The sequence below is a fragment of the Vibrio sp. Isolate23 genome, assembly GCF_022398095.1.
Classification (GTDB): domain Bacteria; phylum Pseudomonadota; class Gammaproteobacteria; order Enterobacterales; family Vibrionaceae; genus Vibrio; species Vibrio coralliilyticus_A.
In genome coordinates, this window is sequence record NZ_JAKEUV010000010.1 from 113715 (window position 1) to 140100 (window position 26386).

General features: G+C 45.6%; 29 protein-coding genes. 19 read left to right on the forward strand and 10 right to left on the reverse strand.

All coding sequences use genetic code 11. From position 1 onward, the window contains the following. Positions 1-12: 12 nt before the first annotated feature. The 12 genes from rplF to rplQ all read left to right on the forward strand — a co-directional run bounded on the left by rplF (position 13) and on the right by rplQ (position 6533). The gene (gene rplF / locus L1D31_RS19315; protein ID WP_045974707.1) at positions 13-546 is read left to right on the forward strand and encodes a 50S ribosomal protein L6; all 534 of its coding nucleotides are present in this window, start codon (positions 13-15) and stop codon (positions 544-546) included. Positions 547-555: 9 nt separating this feature from the next. After that, entirely contained in the window at positions 556-909 is a 354-nt protein-coding gene (gene rplR, locus L1D31_RS19320; protein WP_045974706.1) for a 50S ribosomal protein L18, read from the forward strand. Positions 910-923: 14 nt separating this feature from the next. Then, positions 924-1427: a 30S ribosomal protein S5 gene (gene rpsE / locus L1D31_RS19325; RefSeq protein WP_004745894.1), complete on the forward strand. Its 504-nt coding sequence runs from the start codon at positions 924-926 to the stop codon at positions 1425-1427. A 7-nt stretch (positions 1428-1434) separates the two neighbouring features. Next, entirely contained in the window at positions 1435-1611 is a 177-nt protein-coding gene (rpmD, locus tag L1D31_RS19330) for a 50S ribosomal protein L30 (protein ID WP_006963207.1), read from the forward strand. 5 nt (positions 1612-1616) lie between these two features. Further along, a complete protein-coding gene (gene rplO, locus L1D31_RS19335; protein WP_006963206.1) occupies positions 1617-2051 on the forward strand; it encodes a 50S ribosomal protein L15 in 435 nt (144 codons plus the stop codon). A gap of 20 nt (positions 2052-2071) precedes the next feature. Beyond that, entirely contained in the window at positions 2072-3406 is a 1335-nt protein-coding gene (gene secY / locus L1D31_RS19340; RefSeq protein WP_239838662.1) for a preprotein translocase subunit SecY, read from the forward strand. A gap of 27 nt (positions 3407-3433) precedes the next feature. After that, positions 3434-3547, forward strand: a complete 114-nt coding sequence (gene rpmJ, locus L1D31_RS19345) for a 50S ribosomal protein L36 (RefSeq protein WP_000868186.1) — start codon at positions 3434-3436, stop codon at positions 3545-3547. A 149-nt stretch (positions 3548-3696) separates the two neighbouring features. Then, positions 3697-4053 carry a 30S ribosomal protein S13 gene (gene rpsM, locus L1D31_RS19350; RefSeq protein ID WP_005383154.1) on the forward strand — a complete coding sequence of 119 codons (357 nt, stop codon included), beginning with the start codon at positions 3697-3699 and terminating at the stop codon, positions 4051-4053. A gap of 18 nt (positions 4054-4071) precedes the next feature. Continuing rightward, positions 4072-4461, forward strand: coding sequence for a 30S ribosomal protein S11 (gene rpsK, locus L1D31_RS19355; RefSeq protein ID WP_001118870.1), 390 nt, complete (start codon positions 4072-4074; stop codon positions 4459-4461). Positions 4462-4488: 27 nt separating this feature from the next. Further along, positions 4489-5109, forward strand: coding sequence for a 30S ribosomal protein S4 (gene rpsD, locus L1D31_RS19360; RefSeq protein WP_006963204.1), 621 nt, complete (start codon positions 4489-4491; stop codon positions 5107-5109). Between the two features lie 24 nt (positions 5110-5133). Next, positions 5134-6126: a DNA-directed RNA polymerase subunit alpha gene (rpoA, locus tag L1D31_RS19365; RefSeq protein ID WP_004410407.1), complete on the forward strand. Its 993-nt coding sequence runs from the start codon at positions 5134-5136 to the stop codon at positions 6124-6126. A gap of 26 nt (positions 6127-6152) precedes the next feature. Continuing rightward, on the forward strand, positions 6153-6533 hold the full coding sequence (rplQ, locus tag L1D31_RS19370) for a 50S ribosomal protein L17 (protein WP_005383141.1): 381 nt from the start codon (positions 6153-6155) through the stop codon (positions 6531-6533). Between the two features lie 71 nt (positions 6534-6604). On the opposite strand, the gene L1D31_RS19375 is transcribed toward rplQ, so the two are convergent. Further along, the gene (locus tag L1D31_RS19375; RefSeq protein ID WP_239838663.1) at positions 6605-7084 is read right to left on the reverse strand and encodes a DUF2780 domain-containing protein; all 480 of its coding nucleotides are present in this window, start codon (positions 7082-7084) and stop codon (positions 6605-6607) included. Positions 7085-7180: 96 nt separating this feature from the next. Next, positions 7181-7801 carry an FKBP-type peptidyl-prolyl cis-trans isomerase gene (locus L1D31_RS19380; protein WP_239838664.1) on the reverse strand — a complete coding sequence of 207 codons (621 nt, stop codon included), beginning with the start codon at positions 7799-7801 and terminating at the stop codon, positions 7181-7183. Positions 7802-8035: 234 nt separating this feature from the next. Here L1D31_RS19380 and L1D31_RS19385 point away from each other — a divergent pair, with 234 nt between their 5' ends. Beyond that, the gene (locus L1D31_RS19385; RefSeq protein ID WP_239838665.1) at positions 8036-8605 is read left to right on the forward strand and encodes a LysM-like peptidoglycan-binding domain-containing protein; all 570 of its coding nucleotides are present in this window, start codon (positions 8036-8038) and stop codon (positions 8603-8605) included. Here L1D31_RS19385 and L1D31_RS19390 read toward each other — a convergent pair whose 3' ends face one another. The 4 genes from L1D31_RS19390 to cpdB form a co-directional block, all read right to left on the reverse strand. Continuing rightward, positions 8606-9469 (reverse strand): DMT family transporter, encoded by an 864-nt coding sequence (locus L1D31_RS19390; protein ID WP_239838666.1) that lies wholly within the window; start codon positions 9467-9469, stop codon positions 8606-8608. 2 nt (positions 9470-9471) lie between these two features. Continuing rightward, positions 9472-9924, reverse strand: a complete 453-nt coding sequence (locus tag L1D31_RS19395; RefSeq protein WP_239838667.1) for a GNAT family N-acetyltransferase — start codon at positions 9922-9924, stop codon at positions 9472-9474. A 70-nt stretch (positions 9925-9994) separates the two neighbouring features. After that, the gene (locus L1D31_RS19400) at positions 9995-10543 is read right to left on the reverse strand and encodes a Crp/Fnr family transcriptional regulator (protein ID WP_086026975.1); all 549 of its coding nucleotides are present in this window, start codon (positions 10541-10543) and stop codon (positions 9995-9997) included. A 139-nt stretch (positions 10544-10682) separates the two neighbouring features. After that, a complete protein-coding gene (cpdB, locus tag L1D31_RS19405; protein ID WP_239838668.1) occupies positions 10683-12644 on the reverse strand; it encodes a 2',3'-cyclic-nucleotide 2'-phosphodiesterase in 1962 nt (653 codons plus the stop codon). A gap of 262 nt (positions 12645-12906) precedes the next feature. On the opposite strand from cpdB, the gene cobA reads away from it, so the two are divergent. From cobA to cysC, 5 genes are read left to right on the forward strand one after another with little or no spacing between them, the layout of a single operon-like run. Continuing rightward, positions 12907-13773, forward strand: a complete 867-nt coding sequence (gene cobA / locus L1D31_RS19410) for a uroporphyrinogen-III C-methyltransferase (protein ID WP_239838681.1) — start codon at positions 12907-12909, stop codon at positions 13771-13773. 34 nt (positions 13774-13807) lie between these two features. Beyond that, positions 13808-14740, forward strand: a complete 933-nt coding sequence (gene cysD / locus L1D31_RS19415) for a sulfate adenylyltransferase subunit CysD (protein WP_227495665.1) — start codon at positions 13808-13810, stop codon at positions 14738-14740. 17 nt (positions 14741-14757) lie between these two features. Continuing rightward, positions 14758-16170, forward strand: a complete 1413-nt coding sequence (gene cysN / locus L1D31_RS19420; RefSeq protein ID WP_239838669.1) for a sulfate adenylyltransferase subunit CysN — start codon at positions 14758-14760, stop codon at positions 16168-16170. Positions 16171-16193: 23 nt separating this feature from the next. Further along, on the forward strand, positions 16194-17918 hold the full coding sequence (locus L1D31_RS19425) for an SLC13 family permease (RefSeq protein WP_239838682.1): 1725 nt from the start codon (positions 16194-16196) through the stop codon (positions 17916-17918). A 10-nt stretch (positions 17919-17928) separates the two neighbouring features. After that, positions 17929-18546: an adenylyl-sulfate kinase gene (gene cysC, locus L1D31_RS19430; protein ID WP_239838670.1), complete on the forward strand. Its 618-nt coding sequence runs from the start codon at positions 17929-17931 to the stop codon at positions 18544-18546. 49 nt (positions 18547-18595) lie between these two features. On the opposite strand, the gene L1D31_RS19435 is transcribed toward cysC, so the two are convergent. From L1D31_RS19435 to L1D31_RS19450, 4 genes are all read right to left on the reverse strand, one after another. Continuing rightward, entirely contained in the window at positions 18596-19057 is a 462-nt protein-coding gene (locus L1D31_RS19435; protein ID WP_006963190.1) for a chemotaxis protein CheX, read from the reverse strand. A gap of 15 nt (positions 19058-19072) precedes the next feature. After that, the gene (gene zur, locus L1D31_RS19440; RefSeq protein ID WP_239838671.1) at positions 19073-19531 is read right to left on the reverse strand and encodes a zinc uptake transcriptional repressor Zur; all 459 of its coding nucleotides are present in this window, start codon (positions 19529-19531) and stop codon (positions 19073-19075) included. Between the two features lie 166 nt (positions 19532-19697). Next, positions 19698-23315 (reverse strand): response regulator, encoded by a 3618-nt coding sequence (locus tag L1D31_RS19445; protein WP_239838672.1) that lies wholly within the window; start codon positions 23313-23315, stop codon positions 19698-19700. A gap of 21 nt (positions 23316-23336) precedes the next feature. Then, complete coding sequence (locus tag L1D31_RS19450) at positions 23337-24374, reverse strand: two-component system response regulator (RefSeq protein WP_239838673.1); 1038 nt, start codon at positions 24372-24374, stop codon at positions 23337-23339. Positions 24375-25370: 996 nt separating this feature from the next. On the opposite strand from L1D31_RS19450, the gene dusA reads away from it, so the two are divergent. After that, positions 25371-26372: a tRNA dihydrouridine(20/20a) synthase DusA gene (gene dusA, locus L1D31_RS19455; protein ID WP_239838674.1), complete on the forward strand. Its 1002-nt coding sequence runs from the start codon at positions 25371-25373 to the stop codon at positions 26370-26372. The last annotated feature ends 14 nt before the right edge of the window (positions 26373-26386 follow it).

The window sequence follows — 26386 nt, forward strand, 5'->3', positions numbered from 1 at the left end:
TAGGAGTAGACTATGTCTCGTGTTGCTAAAGCACCTGTCGCTATTCCAGCTGGCGTAGAGGTGAAACTAAACGGCCAAGAAATCACTGTAAAAGGTGCTAAAGGCGAACTATCTCGCGTTCTTAACGATGCGGTAGTTGTTGCTCAGGAAGAAAACAATCTTACTTTCGGTCCACGCGAAGGTGTTGCTAACGCATGGGCACAAGCAGGTACTGCTCGCGCTCTAGTTAACAACATGGTTGTTGGCGTTACTGAAGGCTTTACTAAGAAGCTAACTCTTAAGGGTGTTGGTTACCGTGCTGCTATCAAAGGCAACGCTGTAGGCCTAACTCTTGGCTTCTCTCACCCAGTTGAGCATGAATTGCCAGCGGGTATTAAAGCTGAGTGTCCAAGCCAAACTGAAATCGTGATCACTGGTTGTGACAAACAACTTGTTGGTCAGGTTGCGGCTGACATTCGTTCTTACCGTGAGCCTGAACCTTATAAAGGTAAAGGTGTTCGTTACGCAGATGAAAATGTGCGTACTAAAGAAGCTAAGAAGAAGTAAGGTAACACTATGGATAAGAAAGCATCTCGCATCCGTCGTGCTACACGCGCACGTCGTAAGATTGCAGAACTGGGTGCAACTCGCCTAGTAGTACACCGTACTCCTCGTCACGTGTACGCTCAGGTTATCGCATCAAACGGCTCTGAGGTTATCGCAGCAGCTTCTACTGTAGAAAAAGCGATCCGTGAGCAAATTAAGAACACTGGTAACATCGATGCAGCTAAAGCAGTAGGTAAAGCTGTTGCAGAACGCGCTCTTGAAAAAGGCGTTGATTCAGTTGCATTTGATCGTTCTGGTTTCCAATACCACGGTCGAGTGGCGGCGCTAGCAGAATCTGCTCGCGAAGCTGGTCTGAAATTCTAAGGTAGGGTTGGAAGATGGCTAAAGAACAACAAGTTCAAGCGAATGATTTGCAAGAAAAGCTAATCGCAGTTAACCGTGTTTCAAAAACGGTTAAAGGTGGTCGAATCATGAGCTTTACTGCACTAACTGTAGTTGGTGACGGTAACGGTCGTGTAGGTTTCGGTTACGGCAAAGCACGTGAAGTACCTGCAGCGATCCAAAAAGCAATGGAAAAAGCGCGTCGTAACATGACTACGATCGCTCTAAACGAAGGTACTCTTCACCACCCGGTGAAAGGTCGTCATTCGGGCTCTAAAGTTTACATGCAGCCAGCTGCTGAAGGTACGGGTGTAATCGCAGGTGGTGCGATGCGTGCAGTACTAGAAGTAGCAGGTGTACACAACGTACTATCTAAAGCATACGGTTCTACGAACCCTATCAACATCGTTCGTGCAACGATCGATGCACTAGGTAGCATGAAGTCGCCAGAAATGGTTGCTGCTAAACGTGGTCTAACTGTTGAATCTATTTCGGAGTAAGAACACCATGGCAACTATTAAAGTTACTCAAACTAAAAGCTCAATCGGTCGTCTACCTAAGCACAAAGCGTGTTTAAAGGGGCTAGGCCTTCGTAAAATCAACCATACTGTAGAACTTGAAGATACTCCGTGTGTACGCGGCATGATCAACAAGGTTTTCTACATGGTTAAAGTTGAGGAGTAATCAGAATGCGTTTGAATACTCTATCACCGGCTGCGGGTTCTAAGCCTTCTGCGAAGCGCGTAGGTCGTGGTATCGGTTCTGGCCTTGGTAAAACCGGTGGTCGTGGCCACAAAGGTCAAAAGTCACGTTCTGGCGGTTCAGTTCGTCCAGGTTTCGAAGGCGGTCAAATGCCTCTGAAACAACGTCTACCAAAATTCGGTTTCACTTCTCGTAAGAGCCTAGTGTCTGCTGAAGTTCGTCTAGCTGAGCTAGCGAAAGTTACTGGTGACGTCGTTGACCTAAACAGCCTTAAAGCTGCTAACGTTATCACTAAGAACATCGAATTTGTAAAAGTTGTTCTATCTGGTGAAATTAACAAAGCAGTGACTGTTAAAGGTCTACGTGTGACTAAAGGCGCTAAAGCTGCAATCGAAGCTGCAGGCGGTAAAATCGAGGAATAATCTCGAGGAACGAGGTACAGATGGCTAAGAAACCAGGACAAGATTTTCGTAGTGCTCAGAGCGGCTTAAGTGAACTAAAGTCGCGCTTGTTATTCGTAATTGGTGCACTTTTAGTATTCCGAGCTGGCTCTTTTGTGCCGATTCCTGGTATTGACGCAGCTGTACTTGCCGATTTGTTCGAACAGCAAAAAGGTACCATCGTTGAAATGTTTAACATGTTCTCCGGTGGTGCTCTTGAGCGTGCATCTATATTAGCGTTGGGTATCATGCCGTATATTTCGGCATCGATTGTTGTCCAACTGCTAACTGTAGTTCATCCAGCGTTAGCTGAACTCAAAAAAGAGGGTGAAGCAGGCCGTCGTAAGATCAGCCAATATACACGCTACGGCACGCTTGTACTTGCAACATTCCAGGCTATTGGTATTGCAACTGGCTTACCAAACATGGTCGACAATCTGGTTGTTATCAACCAAACCATGTTTACGCTAATTGCTACCGTAAGTTTAGTAACCGGCACCATGTTCTTAATGTGGTTAGGTGAACAAATTACAGAGCGTGGTATTGGTAACGGTATTTCGTTACTGATTTTTGCAGGTATTGTTGCTGGATTGCCTTCAGCAATCGGTCAAACAATCGAGCAAGCGCGTCAAGGTGAATTGCATGTACTTCTTCTGCTGTTGATTGTTGTACTTGCTTTTGCAGTAATTTACTTCGTTGTTTTCATGGAGCGTGGCCAACGTCGAATCGTTGTTAACTACGCGAAGCGTCAACAAGGTCGTAAAGTATTTGCTGCACAAAGTACTCACTTGCCACTTAAAATTAATATGGCAGGTGTTATTCCGGCAATCTTTGCGTCAAGCATTATCTTGTTCCCAGGAACATTGGCGCAGTGGTTTGGTCAGAATGGTGAGAGCAGCGCGCTCGGTTGGTTAACTGACGTGTCTTTGGCTCTTAGCCCAGGTCAACCTCTGTATGTAATGCTTTATGCTGCAGCGATTATTTTCTTCTGTTTCTTCTACACGGCGTTGGTATTCAACCCGCGTGAAACAGCAGATAACTTGAAGAAGTCTGGTGCATTCGTACCCGGCATCCGCCCAGGTGAGCAGACAGCGAAATATATTGATAAAGTAATGACGCGTTTAACCTTAGCTGGTGCGCTTTACATTACCTTTATCTGTCTGATTCCGGAGTTTATGATGGTCGCGTGGAACGTACGTTTCTACTTCGGCGGTACATCTCTACTTATAGTAGTGGTTGTCATCATGGACTTTATGGCACAGGTACAGACTCATCTGATGTCTCAACAGTATGATTCTGTGTTGAAAAAGGCAAACCTGAAAGGCTACGGCCGATAACTCAGGTTTCATTTACGGAGTTTAGCAATGAAAGTTCGTGCTTCCGTTAAAAAAATCTGCCGTAACTGTAAAGTTATCAAGCGTAACGGTGTTGTTCGCGTGATTTGCAGTGAGCCAAAGCACAAGCAGCGCCAAGGCTAATTAGCAGAAATTTTTACTTGAAATATAAGGTAGCGTCGAGTATATTCCTCGGCCTACCTTTTGCGTGCAAAAGAAGTAGTATTCCGCAGCGTATCCATAACGGGCTTTGCTGCGGCTAATTCTTTTATAGAAACACTTAGGAGTGAATAATGGCCCGTATAGCAGGCATTAACATTCCTGATCAGAAGCATGCTGTAATCGCTCTAACAGCGATTTACGGTATTGGTAAAACTCGCTCTCAAGCTATCCTAGCTGAAGTGGGTATTGCTGAAAATGTTAAGATCAGTGAACTAACTGAAGAGCAGATCGATCAACTGCGTGATGGTGTAGCTAAGTACACTGTGGAAGGTGATCTACGTCGTGAAGTATCAATGAACATCAAGCGTCTTATGGACCTTGGTTGTTACCGTGGTCTTCGTCATCGTCGCAGTCTACCACTACGTGGACAGCGTACTAAAACCAATGCTCGCACCCGTAAGGGTCCGCGTAAGCCGATCAAAAAATAATCGGGAAGGTAGAGTACAATGGCTAAACAACCAACTCGCGCTCGTAAGCGCGTACGCAAGCAAGTTGCAGATGGCGTTGCGCACATCCATGCGTCTTTCAACAACACAATCGTAACTATTACTGACCGTCAAGGTAATGCTCTAGCGTGGGCTACTGCAGGTGGTTCAGGTTTCCGTGGTTCTCGTAAGTCTACTCCGTTCGCTGCACAGGTTGCTGCTGAGCGTTGTGCTGAAATGGCTAAAGAGTACGGTCTAAAGAACTTGGAAGTTATGGTTAAGGGTCCAGGTCCAGGTCGCGAATCTACTGTTCGTGCACTGAACGCTGCTGGTTTCCGCATCACAAACATCGTTGATGCTACACCAATCCCTCATAACGGTTGTCGTCCACCTAAGAAACGTCGCGTATAACGTTTTTTAGATTACTGGAGAAAGATCATGGCAAGATATTTGGGTCCTAAGCTGAAGCTTAGCCGTCGTGAAGGCACTGACTTATTCCTTAAGTCTGGTGTTCGCGCGATCGATACCAAGTGTAAAATTGATAACGCACCAGGTGTACACGGCGCTCGTCGCGGTCGTCTATCTGAGTATGGCGTTCAGCTTCGTGAGAAGCAAAAAGTTCGTCGTATGTACGGCGTTCTAGAAAAACAATTCCGTAACTACTACAAAGAAGCAGCTCGCCTTAAAGGCAACACTGGTGAAAACCTACTTCAGCTTCTTGAAGGTCGTCTTGATAACGTAGTTTACCGCATGGGCTTTGGTGCAACTCGCGCAGAAGCACGTCAGCTAGTTAGCCACAAAGCTATCCTAGTTAACGGTAAAGTTGTAAACGTTCCTTCTTTCAAAGTTGCGGCTAACGACGTTGTTTCAATTCGCGAGAAAGCTAAACAGCAGTCTCGTATCAAAGCGGCTCTAGAAGTTGCAGAACAACGTGAAAAACCAACTTGGATTGAAGTAGATGGTGGTAAGATGGAAGGTACGTTCAAGCGTTTGCCTGAGCGTTCAGATCTATCTGCTGACATCAACGAACAATTGATCGTCGAGCTTTACTCTAAGTAAGGTTTAAACTAAAGAGAGGACACAATGCAGGGTTCTGTAACAGAATTTCTTAAGCCACGTCTTGTTGACATCGAACAGGTTAGCACGACTCACGCAAAAGTAACTCTTGAGCCATTAGAGCGTGGTTTTGGCCATACTCTTGGTAATGCACTTCGCCGTATTCTTCTATCTTCTATGCCAGGTTGTGCTGTAACAGAAGTAGAAATTGAGGGCGTACTTCATGAGTACAGTACAAAAGAAGGCGTTCAAGAAGATATCCTTGAAATCCTACTAAACCTTAAAGGTTTGGCTGTACGTGTTGCCGAAGGCAAAGATGAAGTGTTCATTACTTTGAACAAATCAGGCTCGGGCCCTGTGGTTGCAGGTGACATCACCCATGATGGTGATGTAGAGATCGCTAACCCTGAACACGTTATTTGTCACCTTACTGATGACAATGCTGAGATCGCAATGCGTATCAAAGTTGAACGTGGTCGTGGTTATGTTCCAGCTTCCGCTCGTATCCATACTGAAGAAGATGAGCGTCCAATTGGTCGCCTACTGGTTGACGCTACGTACAGCCCAGTAGACAAAATTGCTTATTCTGTAGAAGCGGCTCGTGTAGAGCAGCGTACAGACCTAGACAAGCTTGTTATCGACATGGAAACGAACGGTACTCTAGACCCTGAGGAAGCAATCCGCCGCGCAGCTACTATTCTAGCTGAGCAATTGGATGCGTTCGTAGATCTTCGCGATGTACGTGTACCTGAGGAGAAGGAAGAGAAGCCAGAATTCGATCCGATCCTACTGCGTCCTGTAGACGATCTTGAACTAACAGTTCGCTCTGCTAACTGTCTGAAAGCAGAAGCGATTCACTACATCGGTGATCTTGTACAGCGTACTGAGGTTGAGTTACTTAAAACGCCTAACCTTGGTAAAAAATCTCTTACTGAGATTAAAGACGTACTTGCATCACGTGGTCTGTCTCTGGGTATGCGCCTAGAGAACTGGCCACCAGCGTCTATCGCTGAAGATTAATCGATACTAGTTAGAAGGATTAGGTCATGCGCCATCGTAAGAGTGGTCGTCAACTCAACCGCAACAGCTCACATCGCAAAGCGATGTTCAGCAATATGGCTAGCTCTCTAGTACGTCATGAAGTTATCAAGACTACATTGCCAAAAGCAAAAGAGCTACGTCGCGTAGTTGAGCCTTTGATTACACTAGCTAAGACTGACAGTGTTGCTAACCGTCGTCTAGCGTTTGCACGTACTCGTGACAACGAAGTAGTTGCAAAACTATTTAACGAACTAGGTCCACGTTTTGCTGCTCGTCAGGGCGGTTACACTCGTATCCTAAAAGCTGGTTTCCGTGCTGGTGATAAAGCTCCAATGGCTTACATTGAGCTTGTAGATCGCCCAGCTGCTGAAGAAGCTGCTGAGTAATCAGGTTCGTACGAACGAAAAAGCCGAGCATTAGCTCGGCTTTTTTGTATCTGCTGATTATTTGACTCTTATTATTCTTTCCACAGCTCTTCAAGAGACGCCATTAACCCGGAGCTGGCTCCTTGTCCCGATAAGTACTCGAGTATGATTGGCGTGAACTGGCTGATCATTGATGAATCTAGCCCTATTTTCGCAAAAATATCGTTCACTGCACTTATTGATTGGACTTGGTCTGTTATCCCGCCCAGCGAAGACAAGCTCGATAGACCTGGTATAGATTCTGTTAGTTCAGCGCTTTGATTCGTGGGCAGTTGATTCTGAGCCAAAGATAGCAGCGCTGCCGAGCCTGTTGCGGCTTGCTCTGCGCTGATCGATAGGTTGCTTGCCAATGCGTCAGTCAATGGTGATTGACTTTGAGTGTCTGACATTTTTTCGCTCAGTAGGCCAGTTAACGCGTTTGAGTCGATGTTTTCTTTTCCGAGATTGAGAAATGCGTAACTGGAGAAACTTGTTGAAAGGATAATTGGAAGTAGTACTAAGGCTTTGTTCATAGTGATTCCTTGAGGGATAAAGCAAAACACTACCAGTGTAGACAAAAAAAGCGACGCAATGCGTCGCTTTATTAAGAATACTGAATTCGTTTTGAATTACAGAATGTCTAATAGTTCTACTTCGAATACTAGTGCAGCAAATGGAGGGATAGCTGCGCCAGCGCCACGCTCTCCGTATGCGAGGTCTTGCGGGATGTATAGTTTCCACTTAGAACCAACAGGCATTAGCTGCAGGGCTTCAACCCAACCTTTGATCACGCCAGTCACTGGGAATTCAGCCGGTTGACCACGAGACACAGAGCTGTCGAATACAGTGCCGTCTGTTAGCTCACCGTGGTAGTGAACACGAACTTGCTTGTCTGAAGTTGGGATTTCACCAGTACCTTCTGTAAGGATTTCATACTGTAGACCTGACTCTAGAACCGTGACTTCTGGGCGTAGAGCGTTGTCTTTTAGGAAGGTTTCACCATCAGCTGCTGCTGCTTTTGCTGCTTCTTGACGAGCAGATTCAGCACGTTGATGCAGATCTTGAAGTGCTGCGTTGATCTCGTCGATTTCAATTGCAGGCATGTCGCCTACTAGAGCCGTTGCGATACCTGCCGCGATAGCGTCAACATTAAGACCTTCTAAACCAGAACCTGCCAGTTGTTGGCCCATCTGTAGACCAATGCCATAGCTTGCTTTCTGTTCTACAGTTTCAAATTTAACTTCAGACATGATGTCTCTCTATTTTTGATGTATTAAGGTGGCACAGGATACCAGCATTAGTGCTGGGATGAAATGGGCTCGCTTTGAAGCAACGACAAGTGTTGCAATGTGGGATTTACCTCTTACTTTTCGGTTGAGATTGGCAAATTTAACCTACGTATTACCTAACTCATTGAAAATTCCTATACTAGAGTGCGCTTCGTTTTTATACTTGTAGTCATAGATCTTGGGAGACCTAGTACAGTGAATCGCAGAAAGAAGAAAGCCAAACAGGTAGATTATGCTGAGATAATCCAGCAAAAATTCTCACAGGTGGATTGGAAAGGTATGGTTGAGCAAGCCAAGCAGGCTTGGTCTCGTTTGCCTAAACTACACCAGCGTGCGCTTATGATTTTGGTCCCTGTCGTTTTCCTCTTGCTTATACTTCCCACTCCTGAGCCGACAATTGATCAGCCACAATCAGAGCCGTCATCAAAACAGCGTGTTCAAGTGAATATCAATACCACAGGCTTGAGTGAGCAGTCTTCTAAGCAGCAGGACAGCTTAAAGTCTGAGGTTTGGCAAGAATATACGGTTAAGAAAGGTGATACGTTAGCTCAAGTGTTTCGCAATAATGACTTAGCGATGGCGGATTTAAATGCTTTAGTTCGTGTTGAAGGCAGTGATAAGCCACTGAGCTATATTAAAGCGGGTCAACTGGTGCGTTTTAAATTGGCAGATGACGGTAGCTTAGACATTCTTCAACTTGAGAAAAGCGCTAAGTCGGTGATGTTCTTCCGTTTGTCTGATGGTGGGTTTGGACGTAGTAAGTAGTTAACTGTTTACAATACGCTGTCGAAATCGGCGTCTTATTGGTAATAAAGGGGCGATGATCAGCATGATACCCATGGTAGTAATCCAATCCGGAATTTCGTTAAACCACCAGATCCCAAACAGAGTGACAAACACTAATCCAGAATACTCTGCTAAACCTATCTCCCCGGCTGGCGCTTTTCGGTAAGCCAATACAGCCAGACCATTATAAACAAGAATCAGAAGTGCTCCGGCGGCGATTAATACTAACTGGGAGGCGTTGATTGGTTGCCATGACCAAACAGCCAGAATGCCCGCAACGGGAAGTGATAGCAGTGAAGTCCAAAACAAGGTACTGATCATGGATTGTTGCTCGGGCAGTTTACGTGCTGAAACATTAAACAACGCCAGCGTGGTTGCCGTACCGAGTGCAAAAAAGGCAGCCCAATGAAATTGTGAAGGTCTGAGAACAATCAGCACACCAACAAAGCCTAATAGTGTGCCGAGCACTTTGGAACGAGAAGGCTTTTCGCTCATCATCAACACTGAGATGGGCAGCATTAACAAAGGTGCGGCATAGAACACGGCATTCGCACTGGCTAATGTCATATGAGTAATGGCAACCACCATGCAACCACTGCCAATCAAAACGAGATGAGCGCGAAAGATATTGAGGCCGGGTGAGCGCAGTTGGCGTGTGGCCTGTGTTTCTTTTCTCCACAGCGGGTAGATCACCGCGACTGAGATTAACTGGCGAATAAAAATGTACTGAAACGGGCTCACGCTGCCATCAAGCAATTTGACCATCACATCTGACAGTGATGCAGTGAGATTACCTGCAATGAGTAACCACAGAGCAATGGCTTGAGGAGAGAGCCCGGTCATAACTACCGACTAAACTTCATGTCGATGTGTGGAATATCGTCCTCTAGGTACATTTCTGAGGTGCGCTGAAAACCATGGCGGTTGTAATACGTTTCTAGATGCTCCTGAGCACCAATCTCAATATCTTGTCCCGGCCACAGCTTGTCGCACTCTAATAGCGCTTGTTCGAGCAACTGATGGCCTAACCCGTCACCGCGATGGGCTTGCGCGGTAGCCACTCGCCCAATGCTAACTGAAGGGTAGCTGACGTTTTGCGGCAGAAGTCGCGCGTAAGCAACCAGTTCGTCGTCTTTGTAGCCCATTAAATGATGCACGTTTTCTAAGCTATCTTTGCCATCCAGTTCAGGGTAGGGACAGGTTTGTTCGACGACAAACACATCAACACGCAGTTTGAGGAGTTGGTATAGCTGAGGGGTAGACAATTGGTCAAAAGGAAGAAGTTGCCAGGTGATCATAACGTTGCTCGGTTTGGTTCTTATGAAGACCTAAGTTAACAGTGATGAACCCCGGCAGCATTAACAAATGTTAACTTTGCATTCGCTTTTTAATTCGGCTCAGGCTAATCGGCGTAATACCGAGGTACGCGGCTATCTGATAGTCGGTTAGCCTTTCAGGTAAGTGCGGGTAATGCTGGCAGAACAGTTCATAACGTTCTTCTGGGGTGTACAACAACATAAAGCGTTCTTTGTTCTCTTTGTACATCAACTGAGTTTCGAGCAGCTTGAGATACACGCTATGTTTTTGACTGCGCCACTGACGAAGTGTTTCTACTGGAAGTGAGAAGAGCACACAAGAGGTCAGAGACTCGAGCAGGTAGGGTGAAGGTTGCTGCTTGATTAAACTTTCAAAGCCGATGATCCAGTCGTGTTCCCAGTAAAATTCCTTGCTGAATTCTTTACCTTTATCAGTGAGGTAGGCTGAATGGCAAATTCCTTCGATGAGGAAAAATATTTCGTCGGCGAGTTGACCTTGATGAAGCAATATATGTCGGGTTGGGAGCTCAATAAGCTGAGCAGAGTCAAGCAGTTGGGCTATTTCATCGTGATTGAAGCCTGTGGCTTGGAGCTGTTCCATAAAGCGTTCGGTGGGCTGCATGAACTTTTTATCATCAACTAAAACATGCTTTGAATTCTAACCGATCAAGTGTGATTCGCTAACTTATGATGAAAAAAAGCCGCGATAGACATCGCGGCTTAAAAGCTATATCACATGCTTACTTTTGTAGGTCGATCTGATAAACCGCGAAACCCACATCGTCAGTTGCGACTTGTTTCATCGGGTACTGGCCTTTCTTCTCAATGAAGGCCGCAGCTTTCTCACTTGGTGAGGTTTCAAAGCGGATGTCCAGTTTGTTGTCAGACTTAATTGGAGCGAATGTCCAGTTGTTGTCTGCGCTTGGTGTGACTTCGCCTTTTTCTTTACTTACTCGGCTAATGTAAGACGCAATAACGGAGCGGTTTTCATCCGGAGAATCAAACGCGACAAATTCACTGCCAGTACCTGGGAATTTGTTGCTGTATGCTCGGTAGTTGTTAGTTGCGATTAGGAAGTCTTGCTCCATATCGATTGGCTTACCTTGGTAAGTTAAGCCAACAATACGTTCAGCGCCTTCGTTGACTAGCTTACAGTCACCATCGTATTTCGCTGGCTGAGTTACATCAATCTGGTACTCAACACCGTCAATGACGTCGAAGTTATAAGTACGGAAGCCATCCCAATTGATCAGCTGCTGTGGTGCAGTGCTGTTAACATCAATCTGTTGGAATTGACCAGCAGTACACTCTAGCCACTCTTTTACTTCCTTACCCTTGACCTTCATTGCGACAAGCGTGTTCGGGTAAAGGTAAAGGTCTGCTGCATTACGGAAGGTCAGCTGGCCGGATTCGACTTCAGTAAAGTTTGCTGGATCGTTCTTACGACCACCTGCTTTAAATGGCGCTGCGGCAGAAAGGACTGGAATATCAGAAAGATCAGGGTCGCCTTGAATGAAGCGTTCAACGTAATCTTTTTGCGCTAGGTTAACAATTTGTACGGTCGGGTCATCTTGAACCAGAGCTAGGAAGCTGTACATAACATCATTAGCTTTACCAATCGGCTGGTTGACGAAACCCAGAGTACCTTTATGGTCTGCTTCTAGTGCTTTCACCATGTCAGGGTCGGCTTTAGCCAGCGATTTTTTGGCCACTTCGTCATAGATAGGACGAGCTTCAGACTGACCTTTAACAACGGTCCACTTTCCTTGTTTTTCTTTTAACTCTAAATCAATAACGCCAACGTGGCTGCCCCAACGGCCTGGCATGACTGAAGCGACGCCGTTAATGGTACCTTGTTGATTATCCACACCTTGGATGTTGTCAAAGCCTTTACCTGGGAAGACAGCATGCGAGTGACCAAAGGCGATCGCATCAATGCCTTCAACTTCTGATAAGTAGTAAGTTGAGTTTTCTGCACCTGCTTTGTAAGGATCAGATGCGACGCCAGAGTGTGGAATGGCAACGATCACATCCGCACCTTCTTTTTTCATCTGAGGGACAAGCTCTTCTGCAGTCTCTTTGATGTCCTTGGCAAATACCTTGCCTTCTAGGTTTTTCTTATCCCAAACCATGATTTGTGGTGGGACGAAACCAATGTAGCCCACTTTGATTTCATGTTCTACGCCATCAACATCTTTAAAAGCATGAGTTTTGATGATGTAAGGCTTGAAGTAGTGCTTGCCTGTTGTCTTATCAAACACGTTTGCGCTGATGTAAGGAAAGTCAGCGTCATTGATGGTTTCTGCAAGGAACTCAAGACCATAGTTAAACTCGTGGTTGCCGATATTACCGACATCGTAGTTTAGTTGGTTCATCGCTTTGTAAACAGGGTGTACTTCACCTGGCTTGATGCCTTTGTCGGCCATGTAGTCACCCATAGGGCTGCCTTGGATAAGGTCACCATTATCAACCAGTACGCTGTTCTCTACTTCGGCCTGAGCTTGCTTAACCAGCGTTGCTGTACGAGTCAGACCGGTTTTCTGAGTCGGTTTATCTTTGTAGTAGTCGTAGTCCATGACGTTAGTGTGAATATCCGTGGTTTCTACGATGCGTAATTTGATCGTTTCAGCCATAGCAGGGCCAGCCATAGTTAGCATGCCACCCAGTACGGCAATCGAAAGAGGTTTCACTGCGACTTTCATTTTATAAGCTCCGATAGCGTTATTGTGAGACGCTGCATAATGTAACAAAACGATGTGCAACGGATATTTCACTCATTAATAAACTGTGACCTAGAGCGATTACTTTATGCCGTTCTGCTTGGTAGATCTCATCTGTATCTCAGCATTAACCATATTGCATTCTAGTCTTATCAGAAAAAGGTATAAAAAATGAAATTTTAGAATTTCAGGTAATATATATAGAGCGCCATAATGCTTTCAGCGATAGGAAAGGAATTACATGATGGCGAACAAGGATACAGTTTCTCAATTTCCACTCAACAACCCACGAGCAGAGCAAGACCAAGCTGTTGCTTCAGTGAGTATTGGCAAGAGTGTATTGAACTCAGGTGAAGTTGCGCTTATTGGTGCTGGCCCGGGTGACCTCGAATTGTTAACCATTAAAGCGCTGCGCTTTTTACAACAGGCGGATGTCGTTCTCTACGACTATTTAGTCTCCGATGAAATTATGGCATTGGTACCGAGTGATACGATTTTGGTCTGTGTTGGTAAGCGTGCTGGACATCATAGTGTTCCCCAAGAAAAAACTAATCAGCTACTGGTGGACTTCGCTCAACAAGGACATCGCGTTGTCCGTATCAAAGGTGGCGATCCATTTATCTTTGGCCGTGGTGGTGAAGAACTGGAAGTCTTGGCCGATGCAGGCGTTTCGTTTCACGTTGTGCCTGGCATTACCGCTGCTGCTGGTGCTACCGCATATGCTGGCATCCCATTGACGCATCGTGATTACGCGCAGACGGCGATGTTTATCACAGGCCACCTTAAAGCGGAAAGTGACCAAATGGATTGGTCAACGCTGGCTCGCGGTAATCAGACTTTGGTGATTTATATGGGGCTGATGAAGTCTGAATACATTCAAGGTCAGTTGATTGAACATGGTCGCTCTCCAGACACTCCGATTGCGATCATCGAACGCGGAACACAATCCTGTCAGAAAGTTTTTAAAGGTCAGCTGTCACAGTTGGCAACCCTTGCTCAAGATGCTGAGTCACCGTCACTGATCGTGATTGGTGAAGTCGTGTCTTTATCAGAAAAATTAACGTGGTTTGGAACACAGCAAGAACCATTACAACAGCGCCAATTCGCGTAATGCCCATTTATTTAGAATTTGTCAGACGCTCCCAGTGAGCCGCAAAGGAAGCACTAACATGGACCAAGAACGTTTAACCCATCTCAAGCAGCTAGAAGCGGAAAGTATTCATATTATCCGCGAAGTTGCCGCAGAGTTTGATAATCCGGTGATGATGTACTCCATCGGTAAAGACTCCTCAGTCATGCTGCATCTTGCTCGTAAGGCTTTTTACCCAGGTAAGATCCCGTTTCCTCTACTTCACGTCGATACCGACTGGAAGTTTAAGGAGATGATCAAATTCCGTGACAAAACAGCAGAAAAATACGGCTTTGAGCTTTTGGTTCATAAGAACCCAGAAGGCCTTGCGATGGGATGTAGCCCATTCGAACATGGCTCGTCCAAGCATACTGACATCATGAAAACTCAAGGTCTTAAACAAGCGTTGAACAAGTATGGTTTTGATGCGGCTTTTGGTGGTGCGCGACGCGATGAAGAGAAATCTCGTGCGAAAGAGCGTGTCTATTCTTTCCGTGACAAGAACCATACATGGGATCCAAAGAATCAGCGTCCTGAGTTATGGCGTACTTACAACGGCCAGATCAACAAAGGTGAAAGCATCCGTGTGTTCCCACTATCCAACTGGACTGAGCTAGATATCTGGCAATACATCTATTTGGAAAACATCGAAATTGTTCCGCTTTACCTAGCTGATAAGCGCCCAGTCGTTGAGCGCGATGGCATGCTTATCATGGTGGACGATGAGCGAATGAAGCTACAACCAGGTGAAGTGATTGAAGAAAAAAACGTCCGTTTCCGTACTTTAGGGTGCTACCCGCTGACCGGTGCGATCGAATCAGACGCCAATACACTGACGGGCATTATTGAAGAAATGCTGGTTGCGACATCGAGTGAACGACAAGGTCGTGCGATCGACCACGATCAGTCGGGTTCGATGGAATTGAAGAAACGACAAGGTTATTTCTAAGGATCTAAGGAAAGATTATGAACAGTGCAGTTGAAGCTCAATTAGCTGAACTTGGTATCGAAGGTTACCTGACTCAGCATCAACACAAATCGCTACTTAGATTCCTCACATGTGGTTCAGTAGATGATGGTAAAAGTACATTGATTGGTCGTCTACTCCACGACTCAAAGCAAATTTATGAAGATCAGTTGGCCGCCGTTCACTCGGATAGCCAGCGTGTCGGTACCACCGGTGAACGTCCAGACCTAGCGCTTTTGGTTGATGGCTTGCAAGCTGAGCGTGAGCAGGGGATAACGATTGATGTCGCGTACCGCTACTTCTCTACCCAGAAGCGTAAGTTCATCATTGCCGACACGCCAGGGCATGAGCAGTACACGCGCAACATGGCGACAGGCGCTTCGACTTGTGATCTTGCGGTCATTTTGATTGATGCGCGTAAAGGGGTGTTGGATCAAACTCGCCGTCACTCTTTCATCTCAAACTTGCTTGGCCTTAAGCATTTTGTGGTAGCAGTCAACAAGATGGATCTGGTTGAGTATTCGCAACAACGCTTTGAAGAGATCCGTGACGAGTACCTGTCGTTTTCAGAAAACCTCCAAGGTGAAACCGATATTCAGATCATTCCACTGTCTGCGCTAGAGGGCGACAATGTGGTGGAAGCGAGTGATAACCTGAGCTGGTTTGAAGGGCCATCTCTACTCGATCTTCTAGAAAATGTCGATGTTGACCAGATCAAAGAAGAGGGTGATTTCCGTTTCCCTGTTCAATATGTGAATCGTCCAAACCTCGACTTTCGTGGTTTTGCGGGCACGATAGCTTCAGGCAATGTCAAAGTAGGCGACCGTATCAAAGCTCTGCCTTCAGGTAAGAGTTCGAAAGTGGCGCGTATTGTGACTTTTGATGGCGACCTAGCTCAAGCCCAAGCGGGCCTAGCGGTGACGCTGACATTGGAAGATGAGATCGATATCAGTCGTGGTGACTTGATCGTACTTGAACATGCTCAAGTTGAGTCAAGTAACCGACTGCTTGCTGATGTGGTGTGGATGACAGAACAGCCATTGCAGGCCGGCCGTGATTACGATGTGAAGATTGCGGGCAAGAAAACTGTAGGTCGCGTTGAAGCCATTCGTCACCAGTACGACATCAACAACCTGTCTATGCACAAAGCAGAAGAGCTACCGCTGAATGGTATTGGTTTGTGTGAGTGGACATTGAATGAGTCGGTCGCTATCGACAACTACGACGCCGTGCAGGATACCGGTGGTTTCATCATCATTGATCGCCTGACTAACGTGACCGTAGGTGCAGGTTTGGTGCGTGATGCTCTGGCTGAGCGTCAGCGTTCTCCTCAGGAGCGAATGGGAGCTTTTGAAAACGAGCTAAAAGCTCTGATTCTTAAGCACTTCCCTGAGTGGGATGCGAAAATCTAACCGAGCGGAGCAGGTAGAGTATGATGTGGCAGCAAGGATTCGTGTTGGCAGTGTTGTTGGGTATCGTTACGTGCCTGATCACAACACGAATTAAGCCAAGTTTTATATTTGCAGGGGCGGCGTTCATAGCGTTTCTCGCTGGCATGATTGAACTTGGCGATGTTGCCACTAACTTTACTAATTCCTCTCTGTTAACGCTGGTGTTGCTGATTCTTGCCTCCAGCGCGTTGGAAAAAACACGGCTGATTAGTTGGGTCAGCCGTTCCTTATCGACAGGTAAGCTTGGCGCTGTTGTCGCTAAGTTGGGCTTATCGACGGCATTGCTTTCGTCGTTTACTAACAACACCGCTGTGGTGGTATCTTTGATCGGCGCCATCAAGCGCAATCAAACTCATGCACCATCAAAGTTACTTATCCCATTGTCTTATGCGGCGATCCTTGGCGGCACACTGACCTTGATCGGCACGTCAACCAACTTGATCATCAATAGCTTTGTCGAAGATGCAGGATTGCCAAGTCTTGGCTTTTTTACGCCAACCATGATCGGGCTATCTGTACTGGTGGCGGGCTTGTTGATCTTGATCCCGTTGAGTTACTTACTGCCAAACTATGAAGATCAACATCAGGAAGAGTTGCCATATTTTCTGGAAACGATTGTTGAACCAGGTTCGTCTTTGGTTGGGCGGAGCATCAGTGAAAACAACCTACGTGCATTGAGAAAACTATTCCTAGCGGAAGTGATACGTGGTGGCAAAACCATGGCATCAGTGGAACCGGATTTTGTCTTACAGGCCAAAGATCGCTTGTTGTTCTGTGGTGATATCGAAAGCGTTGCGACACTTCAGGAAATTCAAGGCCTGACGCTGTTTGGTCAACATCACCTCAACGGCCAGAGCTTTGTTGAAGTGGTGGTGAGTTCTTCGGCTAGCTTCTGCAATAAGACTCTCAAGTCCAGCCATTTTCGTGAGCGCTTTGATGCGGTTGTCGTCGCAATTCGTCGTGGCCACGAAAGATTGCAGGGTGGATTGGGTAATATAGAACTCAATGCCGGTGATACTTTGGTGTTAGCGCCGGGAAAACGCTTCGAGCAGGAGCGTAAGGCGCACCGCAAAGAGTTTGTTTTAGTCAATGACCTGGATTCGAGTGCTCGTCTAGATGCGAATAAATCAAGCCTAGTACTACTTGGGTTTGCAGGCGTGATTGGTGCAGCTTTGCTGAATGTTGTTCCATTGATTAAAGGCTTGTCGGTATTTCTTCTTGCGGCGATGTTTTTTGGTGTGATTCAGATGGGAGAGCTTAGACGTCGCTTTCCTGTCGATATCGTTGTCATTGTCGGCTCTGCTTTATCGATCGCCCAGCTGATGATGTCCTCTGGCTTATCCGCCACATTGGGCGCGATGTTTATGGAAACCTTCAATGGTTGGGGGGCATTTGGCGCTTTGGTAGCGACTTACCTCTTTACTCTAATACTGACCGAGCTGGTGACCAATAATGCAGCTGCAGCACTGGCGTTTCCACTTGGCTACAGTATGGCAATTGGCTATGGCGTCGACCCAATGCCATTCATTATGGCGGTGTTGTTTGGTGCCAGTGCCAGTTTTATTTCACCTTATGGTTATCAGACCAACTTACTCGTTTACAGCGTAGGCAACTATAAGCTTGCAGATTACATCAGAGTCGGTATTCCAGTCTCCATCGTTTACTCGGTGCTGGTATTGGCTTTGATTCCTCAATTTTTCCCGTTTTAAGGACAGAATTATGATCACGGAAACGCCGACCAAAGATGAAAACATTGTTTGGCATCAGCATAATATTGATAAGGCTTTCAGAGCCGAACTAAAGCAACAAAAACCGGTTGTGCTTTGGTTTACAGGTTTATCTGGCGCAGGGAAATCGACGGTTGCAGGAGCGTTGGAAAACAAACTGGCAGAGCAGGGCTATCACACTTATCTACTCGATGGTGACAATGTGCGTCATGGTTTGTGTAGTGATCTTGGTTTCTCTGAGCAGGATCGCCGTGAGAACATCCGACGTATTGGTGAGCTAGCCAAACTGATGGCTGATGCGGGCTTAATTGTTTTGTCGGCTTTTATTTCCCCGCATCGTGCTGAGCGTCAATTGGTAAGAGATTTACTGCCAGAAGGAGAGTTTCTGGAAGTCTTCGTCAATACATCATTGGAAGTGTGTGAACAGCGTGATCCTAAAGGACTATACAAAAAAGCTCGCGCGGGAGAGATCGCTAATTTCACTGGGATTGATTCTGAGTATGAAGCGCCACTAGCCCCTGAGATTGACTTGCTTTCGGGTGAGAAATCCATCGATGCGCTGGTAGAGGATTGCTTAACCGCGCTTAAGCAGAGAAACATCATTGCATAAAGCAAAAAAGCTTCCCAAGGAAGCTTTTTCTTTATCTGTCAGGGGTGAGTTATTCGAAACAAATTTCGATAAACGCGTTACCCCATTGAGATGTGAATGGCATGATGATGATCGCACCTTCACATTTGTGGCGGATGGTGTGGCCCTTGCCTGATACTACGATTGGTGTTGCCATATCGAAATCGAAGCCGCTTTCGGAAAGGATACGTTTTGCACCACCAGCGACCATGTTAGTGATTTCACCCACCATGTCGGTAATTTCGTCATTCAAACCGTTAGGGCGTTCACCTAACATGTTTTGCATAATTTCTAGAGCCAGATTTTCATCAAATGTGATAGACATAGAACCGCGTGTCTGCTGACCTACCATCCCAATTAAACCTGAAACATCACCGCGAGCAATTTCATCTTTTTTTACTCGAGGTTTCTGTGGCTTCAATTCCAGAGAAGCCATCGTTTTTAGAACGTTCATCAGAGAAGCTAAAAACGGGTTTACAAATTCAGCGCGCATAATCTTCTTCTATTCTTATTCCGTCTGTTCATTTGAACATGACTGACAAATGCCATGAGATTCAATCACGTGGTTTGTGATCGTAAAGCCATGTTTTTCTGCGTTATTTTCCAGTAAAGCTATCAAGCTCTCATCTTGGAGTTCAATAACATTACTGCATTTATCGCAAATCAGTAAATGTGAGTAGTGCTTATGAGCATTACAAGAGCTGCACTGAATAAAGCTATTGGTCGATTCAACACGATGGATAAACCCTTGCTCTAAAAGAAAGTCGAGTGCGCGATACACCGTTGGTGGTTTCGCTTGCGGTTCACTCTTTTTTAGCTCTTCCAATAACTCGTATGCGCTTGATGCTTTGGGGCTTGAACAAATGAGCTCAAAAACCCTTTTTCTTTGAGGCGTTAGTCTAACCCCTCGTGATGCACACATTTCTTCAATCTGCTTTATTAGCTTGTGGTCCAAATCTTTCACCATAACCATTGGACTTTAGTAATAATATACCATTTCTTGACGGATTTCGTTTATCAAGAGGCATTTTCTGATAATACAGTCAGTGAGTTAACCTATCTAATTGCGGTTACGGTAACTGGATCTGCTTTAAGTGCTATAAGTTACCTTATCTGTTAATAAAACGATACTGTTACGGCGCATTGGCATTACTGACTTTGTGCGCTCTGTTGGATAAAATCTCCTGTCCTAATTCGAAATCAAACTCCTCCAAGGCACTGTTGAGCTGGGTAAAATCAGATTCAGATAACCCAACTAATGAGCTTGAAGTGATATCGTTTATGATCGAAAGGGCGTGGGTGTCGTTTTCATCCACGGCCTGTTTGAGCTGGTTAAATAGTGATTCATTGAACGTCTCTTTAGTTAAAGAGGGAGCTGGCTTTTCACTTGTTAGCTGGCTGGAATGGATATTGTTGACCAAGGTAGCCAGTACTTTGATGACACGCTGGCGTAAGTCTCGATTTGTGCTGTCCTGTTCGAGTTCTTGACAAAGTTCATGCAGGGTTGTTGCTCCAATGTTACCAGCAACGCCTTTCAAAGAATGAATATTGCGTTGTCGTGTCGTGCTGTCTGCATCAGAGATGGCAATTTCAACCGCTTTGGGATCGGCATAAGTACTGGCAAAACGCAGAATGAGTCTGATGTATAAATCTGCATTCCCGCTGGCACGAGTCAATCCCGATGTTATATCGAGTCCAGTAATGTCGGGGACTTGCTTGGTGGGTTGCCCCTTTGTCATCACTAACTGTTGCGGATGTTTAGGTGTAATCCATTTTGCTAGGGTACTGAACATAGCGCCAACATCGATAGGTTTAGCGATAATGTCATTCATGCCTGCATTTTTGGCTTTTTCTTTATCTCGCTCCATAACGTTAGCCGTCATAGCGATAATGGGGATATGTGGGTCGTCGAGCTTCTGACGAATGAACTCCGTGGCTTCATAACCATCCATCACAGGCATTTGGCAATCCATCAGGATGCCATCGAAATTATGGCGCTTATAGAGATCGACAGCAACCTGCCCATTTTCAGCCACCATGACATGAACTTGCTGGCCTTCAAGCAGTTCAGTGGCCAGCTCTTGGTTAATCTCATTGTCTTCGACGAGCAGCAATTGTGCTCCAGCCAGTTGTTGAGCATTGGCGAGCTGTATCTGCTCTTCTACATCGCTTCGGCTGACACGACTGCCTTCAACACCGTATAGCGTCACAATGGCATCGAAAAGATGTGAGGAGGTGACTGGTTTATCCAGAATTGATGGTGGCGTTAGCTGGCGCTGGATGAAAGCATCGGTTAGCTCTTCGCGGCCATAGGCTGTTAGCATTAAGAGTTTTGGCTGAGCTGGCGCCGCTAGTCTGTCCCACATGATTTCCGCTAAATCGATGCCGTCCTTGACAGGCATTTTCCAGTCCGAAATCACTAAATCATAAGGTTGGTCATTGGTGAGCGCTGTTTCTAACTCATCCAGAGCGCTATCGACATTGGTGACGCAGGTGGCTTCAAACTGAAGGGATTGAAGAATGTCTTCTACGATCAATCGTGCGCTGGCATTGTCATCAACCACCAGAATTTTCAACTGGCCGAGTTCTTTCGGTACTAATAATGGTTCTTGCTTCAATGCATGACTAACGCCTAGTTGGACAGTAAAGGTGAAGGTAGAGCCCTTACCTTGCTCACTGACCACACCAATATCTCCGCCCATCAGCTGACAAAGCTCTTTGCTGATAGCCAGGCCAAGACCTGTCCCTCCATATTTGCGTGTGGTTGAGCTATCTGCCTGAGTAAACTTGTTAAACAGTTTATTACATTGTTCCGATGTCATGCCGATCCCACTGTCAGACACAGAGAACTTGAGGGTGATATTGTCGCCCTCTTTTTTAGCTAGAGTGATGCTGATTTTAATTTCACCTTGTTCGGTAAACTTGACGGCGTTGTTAGCCAAATTAATCAGGATCTGCCCAAGACGAAGAGGATCGCCCACTAAGGCGGTGGGCACATCGCGATCAATATGGATTAACAGTTCCAGTCCGCGCTCGGAGGCACGTAAACCAACGAGGTTAGAAATATTGTCGAGAACATTTTCCAGATGGAAATCGACGTTTTCGATATCCAGTTTACCCGCTTCAATTTTTGAGAAGTCCAAGATATCGTTGATCAAACCGAGAAGAGAATCAGCGGAAAGTTTTACTTTCTGGATATAGTTACGTTGCGCTTTAGAAAGGTCTGTTTTCAGGGCGAGATAGCTCATTCCGATAATGGCATTCATGGGTGTGCGAATTTCGTGACTCATATTGGCGAGAAAGTCCGATTTCGCTTTGTTTGCCGCATCGGCTTCATCTCTTGCCAGTGACAATTTATCGGCGAAACGTTCTAGTGCTGCATGCGACTTGTGGGCGAGTAAGCCAAGTAGCAGTAAGGTCACTACAAAGATAGCGCCACCGATAGCCAGATAGCGGGCTATGGCACCGGAACTTTCCACCGTATTGAGTTGCTCTTGATAGACAGGTTGAATGAAAGATTGTAATCGTTCGTATGTTTCTTCTAGCTGAGCGATTTGCTGTGAGGTAATACTGCGCGCTGAAGTTAATTGATTGAACAGAGTGTAGTAGCTGTTAGTCAGTGTTTGTATCTGGTCGATATTGATCTTTTCTTCATCGGTCGGCATTTGAGCTGATAGGTTATCGAGAAGATGCAGGGAATACTCAAGATAATCATTCACTTGGTCAGCAATCGCTTGCTGACGTGCTGGTGAAAGTGACAATGAATAGTCGCGATCAAGTTGTTGTGCTTCACTGATCGAAGACTGGAGAACGAGTAAATTAGAGCTCACCGCCAGACGTTCACTGATGGCTATTTGAGTGCTAGAAACCGCTTGTTGCGATGTTCTGAGGATCTCCTGAAGATGGTTACGCAAGTCGGTGGCTGAGCGCGCCATCTCATCACCAGAGCGATTTACTTGGCTGAGAATGCTTTGTTGAAGTTTGTCGCCGATGTTGGACCAGCTTCTTAGTTGGACTAATGACGTTAAATAACGGTTTTTGGCGTTTTTAACCAGTGTTAGTTTGTTCACACTGGTTTGTTCGGTCAGTTTATCTTCCAGTAGGGCAATAAGCTGGTCGATCTTCTTCAGCTCAAACTGTGCTTGGTTGAGCTCCTGCTGGTCTTTACTGAGTACGTATGACTTCTGATGGTTTTGTGAATTGGCAATTAAACCGACTAACCAGTGTGCTCGTATTGCGTTATCAGAATCTTCATCGACCTGATCGCGCAACGCTTCAATACTCACGATGCCATTTTCTACGAATTCTTCGTGCAGTTGTTGCAGGGCATCGATGGCATCAGCTGCTTGCTCGGCGACACTTGTCATTTCCTTACGTGTGGTGTTTTCGCTTTGGTTGAGTTGGATGTACTGGGTAAAATCTTGGCGATAATCGACAAGTGCATCTGTAATTTGTGCATCAATCCCATTGGCGATGGCGCTCTCTGATAAAGCCTGTGCTTTATCTACTTGGTGGTAAATATCATCAGAGAGCTCATCTTGAGGCAGGCGAATATAGCTCTGTTCAAGCATTTTCACGCTATCTAATGTTGATAATAGCTGGGCATTACCTGCATATTGCTCCACGGTCTCAAAGCGTTGATTGAGGCTCATCCATCCAATGCTGCCGACCACCAGCAACATGATAGAGGCAATGACAAAACCGGTAAGAATGCGCTTAGAATCGAGCGCATAGTCTTGTACTTGATTCATTCTCTACCTTAGCCGAAGCGCTTAAAATTCGTCTTTAAAGGACTCTTTGATTTTTAGGATTTCATCTAGTTGGCTGATGAAAATAGGCACTAAATTGGGGTCAAAATGCGCGCCAGCGCCTTCTTCAAGCAGTGCCACTGCCTCTTCAACAGGCCAAGCTTTCTTGTAGGGCCGTTCACTGGTTAGAGCGTCAAACACGTCGGCAATCGCGACAATTCGGGCACTTAAAGGAATGGCTTCTCCTTGAGTGCCATGTGGGTAACCACTGCCATCCCATTTCTCATGGTGATACAGGGCAATTTCTTTCGCCATTTGCAGCAACAGCGAATCACTCTCTCCAATAATGTCAGCGCCGAAGTTGACGTGCTTTTGCATGACTGCCCACTCATCACCATCGAGTTTCCCTGGTTTACCTAAAATATGATCAGGAATGCCAATTTTGCCGATGTCGTGCATTGGCGAAGCTTGAAAAACCAGCTCTACCCAGCGTTTGCTGACATCCAGTTGCTCAGCCAGAATACGTGAGTAATGACTCATTCGGACAACGTGCATGCCTGTCTCATTGTCTTTGTATTCAGCGGCACGGCCCAAGCGTTGAATGATTTCAAGGCGACTGCGCTCCAGTTGTTCGGTCCGCTGTTTCACCTGAACCGATAACGCTAGATTTTGATCGTACAGTGCGATGTGTGTTTTTACTCTAGCTTTGACTATGGGCGGGCTGACAGGTTTGGTAATGTAGTCAACAGCACCAATCTCAAAGCCTTTTTGCTCGTCCACCACTTCCGCTTTAGCAGTCACAAAGATCACGGGAATATCGCAAGTGAGTGGGTTGGACTTTAGAATCGAGCACACTTCATAGCCATCCATTTCTGGCATCATGATATCGAGTAAGATCAAATGAGGTCGTGGAGAGCTATTGGCTATTTTGAGCGCTTTCGCACCGCTGGTGGCGGCCTTTATCTTAAATTCATCGGAAAGAATACCAGACAGAGTATGGATATTGTCTGGAATATCATCGACCACCAGTATGATGGGTTTGTCTAATGCTTCAGAGGTCATAAGAGTAAATCCTTTTACTATGCGCTCTTAATATGTATCAATAGATAGAATAGTGAATATTTATAAATAGTTGCAGCGTTAATTAACCAATCAGATGAGTCAAATTCATGAACAGTGAAGCATGTACAAGTTTGCCGATAAAGTCAGACTCAGGGTTAGGAATGGTGAGCCTGCTGGTAAATAAACTTAAAGGGATGTATTCAGATGTAAATGTAGGTAGTTTTATTAATACTAGTTTAGAGTTTTCAGTTAGTTAATATGTGTTCATTTGTGTGCTGAGTAGTGTAATAGGTAAAAACATAGCTTTTTGCTTAATTAAGCCATATATGCACTTGTGCTCTTATTTCTCTTACCGTATGGTTGATTCCGTCCCTGAACGGGATGATATGAAACTGTAACATTCATGTATCTTTCATTTAATTCAGATACTTATGCTGGCCGATAACTCCAAGGGTCAGCTTTTTTTTGCGTGGACCTTATGTAATCCAAGATGATTGAATTCACATATTCGAAGTGGTTTATGTGGGGACGCGACTCTAAATCTAGGTGTAATACGCAAAATCGTGCGATGAACAACGAAAAAACAAATATGAAATTGATCTCATATTTGATTTTACTACTATAAAGATCCCTATGGGTAATTTGTCAATCATTTCATTTGCTTCATGGAACGGTGCTGGCCTTCAATTCATTTTCAGCCAGCATTTTTTTTGAAGTTTACTTCCTATTCTTGACTTGTTTTCCCCTTATCATGAGAACTGGTACATTAATTCAACGATATTGATGCTGTCACCGTCTAGTCCGAAAAGCGCCGCACAACGCTTATCCCTTCACTTTGAGACACTCTTTTCCTGAATGTTTTTTCTTGTCTGTGTATAATCCACCGATTATTTTTGACCACGCCACTTTGAAGCTCACGCTCTGGCAAAAATTGCTATTAGTTGTGATAGTGAATATTCATACATAGCAGTGGTATAAGATTTCGAGTAACACCTTATGAAACCTGACAATACTAGTAAATACGCGGCTAACCGCTTTTCCATTGCACCCATGCTCGATTGGACGGATAGACATTGTCGCTACTTCCATCGACTGCTAACGAGCGAAACTTTGCTTTATACCGAGATGGTGACGACGGGGGCGATTATTCATGGTAAGGGTGATTTTCTGGCCTATAACCAGGAAGAACATCCGGTAGCACTTCAGTTAGGTGGCTCAAACCCTCAGGATTTGGCAACGTGTGCGAAATTGGCGCAAGATCGCGGCTACGATGAAATCAACCTCAACGTTGGTTGCCCGTCTGATCGTGTGCAAAATGGTCGTTTTGGTGCGTGTCTGATGGCAGAACCACAGCTGGTGGCAGAATGTGTCGCTGCAATGCGCGATGTCGTGGATGTGCCAGTGACGGTAAAAACTCGTATTGGTATTGATGATCAGGACTCTTATGAGTTTCTGACCGATTTTGTATCAATGGTTTCCGAGAAGGGGGGTTGTGAGCAATTTACTATTCACGCGCGCAAAGCTTGGCTTTCTGGTCTAAGCCCAAAAGAGAATCGTGAGATCCCACCGCTTGATTATCCACGTGCTTATCAGCTGAAGAAAGATTTTTCACACCTGACGATTGCCATTAATGGCGGTGTTAAGACACTGGAAGAGAGTAAGGAGCATTTGACACATCTTGATGGGGTTATGGTAGGCCGTGAAGCTTACCAGAATCCATATATTCTAGCGGAAGTTGATCAGCAGATTTTTGGATTAGATAAGCCTGTCAAGAAGCGCACTCAAGTTGTGGAAGAGATGTACCCGTACATTGAAAGCCAGCTAGAGAAAGGGGCATACCTTGGCCATATTACTCGTCATATGTTGGGTTTGTTCCAGAATATGCCGGGGGCGCGTCAATGGCGTCGTTATATCAGTGAAAATGCTCACAAGCCAGGCTCTGGTATTGAGGTTGTTGAGACAGCATTGAGTAAAATTCCTAAAGAATTGAATGTGTAAATTTTACCACTTAA